The sequence below is a fragment of the Frankia sp. CeTa3Moorea genome, from assembly GCF_978021225.1.
In genome coordinates, this window is the sequence record NZ_CDXDOR010000068.1 from 1 (window position 1) to 7,474 (window position 7,474).

Genomic DNA, 7,474 nt, shown 5'->3' on the forward strand with positions numbered 1-7,474 from the left:
CTCCGGCTCGGCCACCCCCTCCGGCTCAGCCACGGACCGCGGGGCCGGCGGGGTGGTACGCAGCGACCAGACGATAGCCACGATCAATGTCACCGCGATGACGCCGAGCGACAGCGCGATCGGCGGGTGCCACACGTCGGTGAGCAACATCTTCACGCCGATGAAGGCCAGGATGAACGCGAGCCCCGTCGCCAGGTGGTGGAAACGATCCATCAGACCGGAGAGCAGGAAGAACAACGACCGCAGCCCCAGGATGGCCAGGGCGTTGCTCGTGTAGACCAGGAACACCTTGTCGGTCACACCGAGCGCAGCGGGCACCGAGTCGAACGCGAACAGGACGTCGGCCGTCTCGATCATGACGAGGACCGCCAGTAGCGGCGTGGCGACCAGCTTCCCGGCACGCCGAAACACGAAACGCTGCCCCTGATAGTCGTCGGTGACCGGAATGACCTTGCGCAGCAGCGCGACCGCCCTGCTCCGGCCCGGATCCATCTCGACGCCGTTGCCCCGGAGCATCGTGACTGCCGTGTAGAGCAGAAAAGCCCCGAAGACGTAGATGACAAAGCTGAAGCGTTCGAGCAGCGCGATACCGGCCGCGATGAACAGGAAACGGAGCACGAGCGCTCCCAGCACACCGTAGAACAGGACGCGGTGCTGGTAGGCGCGAGGCACCTTGAAATAAGAGAAGATCAGCGCGAAGACGAAGAGGTTGTCGACGGACAGGCTCTTCTCCAGCAGCCACGCGGCGGCGTACTCGCCGGCGGGCCCCGGGCCCTGCCAGGCCCAGATGACACCGGCGAATCCGATGCCCAGCGAGACCCACAGAACGCTCCACCACGCGGCCTCGCGAAAGCCGATGACGTGAGCCCGACGATGTGCCAGCAGGTCGATGGTCAGGAGTGTGAGCAGGACGCCGACGAAGGCGGCCCAGGCCCAGGGGGGCACGTACACAGGTGATCTCCAGTGGTGTCGGAACGCGGCGCCGCGGGCACGCGGCGCGGAACGGTGTCGCCCTGACCGACCGGGCCCCGTTGCCAGCAGCCGGTCAGAGCACACTTCACCCGGCGATGGTCACGCCGAGGAGTAGGAGGGGAGCCGGGTGCCCGCCGCGGCGGGCGGTCAGCGCCAGAAGCCGCCGGGGTGGGCGGGGCGGACCGTGGTGGCGCGCCCGCGCAGCGGGGCGGTCTCCACCGCCTGGTTCAGCTCCACCGGGCCCACCGTTCCGATCAAGCGGAGGCGACCGTCATCCGGGGCGGCGTCGAGGACGACGACGCAGCCCGCGGCCGGCCGCTCCAGAAGTCGGCCGGTGACGCCCGTCAGCTGCTCGTCCGGACGGGCGGTGGCAACCATCTCCAGCGGAATCATGACCCGGTTGATCCGGGCGAGACCTCGATCGTCCATCGGCACGGCGGCGAGGTCACGCAACAGCACCACCCCGGCGAGGGATCCGTCGAAGTCCTCGACCCCGAACACCGCCCTCCGCGAGGGCAGGACGACCTCGTCCAGCGCGCTCGCGACGGTCGTCCAGGCGGACAACGGCGGCGGCGGCGGGCTCATCACGTCCCGGACGGTCAGACCCTCCAGCGCGACGTAGGCCCGCTGCTGCGCCTGGGCGAACCGGGAGGTGCCCAGCGCCAACCAACCCAGCAGGACGGCCCACAGCGCGACGAGCCCAACCAGGAACGACCCGACCACCCCGACGGCGATCAGCGACCAGCCAGTGATCACGCCGGCGCGGGCCGCGGCCTGCTCGGCGCGCGCACGACTGCCGGTGCGGCGCTCCACCCGGGCGGCAATCAACCGGCCGCCGGAGCTGCGCGGGGAGGGGAGGACGTCGACGAGGGTCACCAGCAGCGCGAAGGTACCCACCCACAGGGCCACCTCCCCGGCCAGTTCCCAGGTGCCGGCGGGTGCCAGGGCGCCGAGCACGACGAGCAGGGCCCCGGCGGCGGCGGTGACGAGCAGGCCGGCCCGCGCGATCCGCGCCTCGACCTGGGTACCGACCTGGGTACCGACCTGGGTGCCCATCCCCGGCGCGGGATCGAGGGCCGCCACGGGCGGCGGCGCGAGATCGATGCCGCGGGATGCCGGGTGGGGGGGTGCCGGGCGCGGGGCAGCCACCACGCTCGCGGAGCGGTCGGGTGCGCCGGCCAGGACCAGCCGGCTTCCGAAGGCGCCGAGGGTGATGCCGAGAGCGGTCACCCCCGACCGGCGGGCCGACCGGGCCCGCATCAGATCGGCGGCCAGCAGGACGCCCACGAGCAGGCCCGCCCCGATCAGGCCGCCGGACAGGTAGGCGAATCCGGGCCGGCCGGGCACGGTGGCCGGCAGCGTGATCGCGGAGAGGAGGATGGTGACGATCGCCACCGAGATAGCCAATCCCGGACGCACCGTGATCGGCGGGAGATGTCCCCGTCGGGTGGCGTCATGGGTGGTCATGTCCGCTCAGAGCTCCTAATGAGTTCTTTCACCCTTCACCTGGCCGCGGTCACGACCAGGTGTCACACATGCTCAACGCCTAGCCTGCCCTTCAACGTCCCGGCAGACACCGCAGGGAGTCTGCGACTTTGCCTACGATCTCGTTGCCGAGGTTCGGCAACATCGAAGTTCGGCATCATCGAAGTTCGGCATCATCGAGGGAGGAGACCGGCGGGTGGAGAGGGAGGAGAGCGGCAGGTGGAGAAAGTAGAGGAAGTAGCCCGGCCGGCTGAGATCACCGCGGTCGACAACGACGCCCCGGCGGGACTGCCCGGGACAAGCCTCACCCGGCTCCCCCGGGCGGCCGTGCTGGCCGCCGCCGACGCCCGGCTGCACGCCGGCCTGCTCGGGGACTATCTCGACGTCCTAGCCTCCGCCGCGGACAGCGGACGGCGGCTGTCCGCGGCGGAGCTGGATACGTTCCGTGCGCTCGGCCGGACGGCGGCGGAGTCCGGCGCCGCGCTGCGTGCCCTCGTCGACCTCTACCTCTCTGCAACCTGGCGGATCTGGCCGTCGCTGCCGGCCGTCCGGGCAGCCGACCGGGCGGCCCGCGAGCTCGGCCGGGCTTCGAGCGGCCCGGCACAGCCCGGTCAGCCCACGGATGCCCCGCGCTCCATGGCCGAGGCCGTCGGCGCCGTCTCGAGGACCCGGGCGGCGGCCTCGGCGGTGCTGCGGGCCAGCGACGACGTGGTCGCCGCCGTTTGCGAGGGCTACGAGGCCGCCCGCACCGCCCGGGCCCGCTTCGAGGAGGCGCTGCGCCGCGAGCTCGTCGACGACCTGCTGACCGGCACGTCGGAGGTGGGGCAACTACTGGAACGGGCCGGTACGTTCGGCCTGCGCCTGGAGGCGCCGCACGTGGTCGTCGTCGTCGCGGGCAACCGCCGGTTCCTCGACGGCCGCGGCCTGACCCGGTCGGCGGAGGCGACACTGCGGGAGCACTGTCCGACCGACCCGCTGGTCGCCACCAGGAACGGTCTGCTCGTCTGCCTCATGCCCGAGGAGAACGACCTGACCCGGTTCCCGGCCGGTGCCGCCGCGAACCTCACCTCCCCGGCCGGCCGGCCGGCGCCGGGAGCCGGGCCGCGTGGGCGCCGCCGCCCGGACCTGCCGAAGACCGGCGACGCGGGATTCTCCCCGCTGCCGGCGTTCGCGCTGGCGGAGGGCACGGCCACGGCGGCCACGGCGGCCACGGCGGTGACGACGATGACGGCGGTGACGGCGCTGGCCCGGCGGCTGCAGGCCGAGCCCGGGCTGGTCTGGCGGCTGGGGGTCAGCCGGGGGCGCAGCGGGGTCGCCGGGGTCCGCATCGGGTTCGAGGAGGCCCGCGGCGCCGTCGACATCGCCGGGCGGCTCGGGCTCGACGGGCACGTCGTCCACGCCGACGACCTGCTCATCTACAAGGTCCTGCTGCGTGACCGGGAGGCCCTGGCCGAACTGGTGGACGCGGTGCTCTCGCCGCTGCGCACGGCGCGGGGCGGCGCCGGTCCGCTGATCGACACCCTCGACGCCTACTTCACCACCGGCGGGGTGGCGCTCGCGGCGGCGCGGCGGCTGCACCTGTCCGTGCGTGCCCTGACCTACCGGCTGGACCGTATCCACGCCCTGACCAGGCACGACCCGGCCTCGCCTACCGACCGTTACGTCCTGCAGACCGCCGTGCTCGGGGCACGGCTGATCGGCTGGGATCCCTCGGCCGACTGACCGCGCCCCGGCTGACAGCGGCTGGTCCCGCGGTCCCGGGGGGCGCGCGGGGGACCGGGCGGAAACCGTCGGAGGCCTGTGGTGTGCTAGGAGCCGTGAGCACAACGTTCGAACGGCCCACCATCGACATCGAGCGGACGCGGGCGCCGTTCCAGGTCGTGTCCGACTTCTCCCCGTCGGGCGACCAGCCCGCCGCCATCGACGAGCTGGCCCGGCGGGTCGGGGCCGGCGAGTCCGACGTCGTTCTCCTCGGCGCCACTGGCACTGGGAAGTCCGCGACCACCGCGTGGCTGGTCGAGCGCCTGCAGCGGCCGACGTTGGTGATGGCTCCGAACAAGACGCTCGCCGCGCAGCTCGCCAACGAGTTCCGGGAGCTGCTGCCGCACAACGCCGTCGAGTACTTCGTCTCGTACTACGACTACTACCAGCCCGAGGCGTACATCGCGCAGACGGACACCTACATCGAGAAGGATTCCTCGATCAACGAGGAGGTGGAGCGGCTGCGGCACTCGGCGACGATGAGCCTGCTCACCCGCCGGGACGTCGTCGTGGTCGCGAGCGTCAGCTGTATCTACGGACTCGGCACGCCTCAGGAGTACATCGACCGGATGGTGCGGCTGAGGGTCGGTGACGAGATCGAGCGAGACCTGCTGCTGCGCCGCTTCGTCGACGTGCAGTACACCCGCAACGACCTCGCCTTCACCCGCGGGACGTTCCGGGTCCGGGGGGACACGGTGGAGATCTTCCCGGTCTACGAGGAGCTCGCCGTCCGAGCCGAGATGTTCGGCGACGAGATCGAGCGGCTCACCTACCTGCATCCACTGACCGGGGAGGTCGTCCGCGAGGCGGAGGAGATCTACGTCTTCCCGGCCACGCACTACGTCGCCGGGCCGGAGCGGATGGAGCGGGCGATCGCCGGCATCGAGGCGGAGCTCGCCGAGCGGCTGGCCACCATGGAGCGGCAGGGCAGGCTGCTGGAGGCGCAGCGGCTGCGGATGCGCACCACCTACGACATCGAGATGATGCGCCAGGTCGGGTTCTGCTCGGGCATCGAGAACTACTCCCGGCACATCGACGGCCGCGAGGCCGGGAGCCCGCCGCACACCCTGCTCGACTACTTCCCCGACGACTTCCTGCTGGTGATCGACGAGTCGCACAACACCGTCCCGCAGATCGGCGGGATGTACGAGGGCGACATGTCCCGCAAGCGCAACCTCGTCGAGCACGGGTTCCGGCTGCCCAGCGCCATGGACAACCGCCCGCTGCGGTGGGAGGAGTTCCTCGGTCGCATCGGCCAGACGGTCTACCTGTCGGCGACCCCGGGCCCCTACGAGCTGGGCCGGTCCGTCGGCGTCGTCGAGCAGATCATCCGGCCTACCGGCCTGCTCGACCCCGAGGTCGTGCTCAAGCCGACGAAGGGGCAGATCGACGATCTCGTCCACGAGATCCGGCTGCGCGCCGAGCGGGACGAACGGGTCCTGGTCACCACGCTGACCAAGAAGATGGCCGAGGACCTCACCGACTACCTGCTCGAGCTCGGCATCCGGGTGCGGTACCTGCACAGCGAGGTGGACACCCTGCGCCGGGTGGAGCTGCTCACCGAACTGCGCCGCGGCGAGTTCGACGTGCTCGTCGGGATCAACCTGCTCCGCGAGGGTCTCGACCTGCCCGAGGTGTCGCTGGTGAGCATCCTCGACGCCGACAAGGAGGGCTTCCTGCGCTCGGACAAGTCACTGATCCAGACGATCGGCCGGGCCGCCCGTAACGTGTCCGGGCAGGTCCACATGTACGCGGATGCGATCACCCCGTCGATGCGCCGCGCCATCGACGAGACGAACCGGCGGCGCGAGAAGCAGATCGCCTACAACACCGAGCGCGGGCTGGACCCCCAGCCCCTGCGTAAGAAGGTCGTCGACATCCTCGACGACATGGTTCGCGAGTCGGCCGACGGCGAGCTGATCGGCGGCGGCCGGTCGCAGTCCCGCGGCAAGGCCCCGGTTCCGGGGATGAAGTCGCGCGCCGGCAGGGAGGGTGCCGCCGGCCGGTACGCCGCCGAACTCGCCGGCCTGCCCTCCCACGAACTCGCGCAGCTCATCCGCCAGCTCGACGACCAGATGCACGAGGCGGCGAAGGAGCTGCAGTTCGAGCTGGCCGCCCGGCTGCGCGACGAGATCGCCGAGCTGAAGAAGGAGCTGCGTGGCATGGGCGCCGCCGGCGTGCAGTGATGCCGTGAGCGCCGGCCTGCCACGATCAGCCGGCTGGGGCGACGGTATCCGTGGCGACGGTCCCAGTCTTGGCTGCGGCCTTGGCGTCGCGGCGGGCCAGCAGGTCCTGCCAGACCTCCTCGATGCGGGCGTCGAGGTCGTCCAGGCTCCCACCGTTGTCCACCACGATGTCGGCGACGGCCCGGCGCTGGGAGTCCGTGGCCTGGTTCGCCATCCGCGCCAGCGCCTGGTCGCGGGGCAGGCCGCGGGCCTCGAGGCGGTGCAGCCGCAGCTCCCGCGGCGCCTCGACGACCAGCACCACGTCGTAGGCCCCCTCGGCGTGCACCTCGACGAGCAGCGGGATGTCGTGCACGGCGATCCCGCTCGGTGGCACCTCCCCCATGCGCCGCGCCGTCTCCTCGCGGATCAACGGATGGACGATCGCTTCGAGCCGGCCGCGGGCGGCGGGATCGGCGAACACGATCCGGCCGAGCGCCTCGCGGTCCAAGCCACCGTCCGCGTTCGCCAGTTCGGTGCCGAACTCCGCCAGGACCGCGGCGAGCCCCGGGGTGCCGGGCGCCACCACGTCCCGGGCGACCTGGTCGGCGTCGATCAGCAGGGCGCCCCGGGCCGCGAGGCGCGCCGACACCGCGCTCTTGCCCGAACCAATGCCACCCGTCAGACCTACTGTGAACACATCGCCGAGTCTGCCAGCTCCCGGAGCCAGCCACCCGACCGGTCCGCCCGTCTGCGCCCTCGCGTACTTGGCAGCTCGCGTACTTGGCAGACTGTGCGGATGGAGGCTGCCCCGGTCGCGCATCGGCTCTGGCCGGTCCTGCTCACCGGCACGCTGCTCGGTCTCGGTGCCCTCGGCCTCGCCCTGGCACCGGCGCTCGCCGATTCGGCACCATTGCTGCTCGTCGCGCTGCGACCCACGTGGGCGATCCTGCTGCTGGTCGGCGGCACGGTGCCGTTCGTCCCCGCCCTGCTGATCGCCGCGTTCTTCCGCGGGCTGATCGACGTCGGCTACTTCGGTCTGGCCCGCAACAACATCCGCTCGGTGCTCCTACGGCGCCTCAGCACCCGTCCGG

Annotated in this window: 5 protein-coding genes and 1 pseudogene; 3 read left to right on the top strand and 3 right to left on the bottom strand. The window is 71.8% G+C overall.

Translation table 11 applies throughout. From position 1 onward, the window contains the following. The coding region (locus AC08OV_RS13690; protein ID WP_476619748.1) for a TerC family protein at nucleotides 1-951 on the bottom strand (951 nt) is incomplete at its 3' end. A gap of 168 nt (nucleotides 952-1,119) precedes the next feature. Continuing rightward, nucleotides 1,120-2,439, bottom strand: a complete 1,320-nt coding sequence (locus AC08OV_RS13695) for a peptidase M50 (protein WP_476619749.1) — start codon at nucleotides 2,437-2,439, stop codon at nucleotides 1,120-1,122. Nucleotides 2,440-2,676: 237 nt separating this feature from the next. Here AC08OV_RS13695 and AC08OV_RS13700 point away from each other — a divergent pair, with 237 nt between their 5' ends. Continuing rightward, nucleotides 2,677-4,179 carry a PucR family transcriptional regulator gene (locus AC08OV_RS13700; protein ID WP_476615236.1) on the top strand — a complete coding sequence of 501 codons (1,503 nt, stop codon included), beginning with the start codon at nucleotides 2,677-2,679 and terminating at the stop codon, nucleotides 4,177-4,179. Between the two features lie 95 nt (nucleotides 4,180-4,274). Beyond that, complete coding sequence (gene uvrB, locus AC08OV_RS13705; protein WP_476599171.1) at nucleotides 4,275-6,404, top strand: excinuclease ABC subunit UvrB; 2,130 nt, start codon at nucleotides 4,275-4,277, stop codon at nucleotides 6,402-6,404. 25 nt (nucleotides 6,405-6,429) lie between these two features. Here uvrB and coaE read toward each other — a convergent pair whose 3' ends face one another. Then, nucleotides 6,430-7,080 carry a dephospho-CoA kinase gene (coaE, locus tag AC08OV_RS13710; RefSeq protein WP_476615235.1) on the bottom strand — a complete coding sequence of 217 codons (651 nt, stop codon included), beginning with the start codon at nucleotides 7,078-7,080 and terminating at the stop codon, nucleotides 6,430-6,432. Nucleotides 7,081-7,179: 99 nt separating this feature from the next. Here coaE and AC08OV_RS13715 point away from each other — a divergent pair. Next, nucleotides 7,180-7,474 (top strand): annotated as a pseudogene (locus AC08OV_RS13715) (hypothetical protein); the annotation flags it as partial.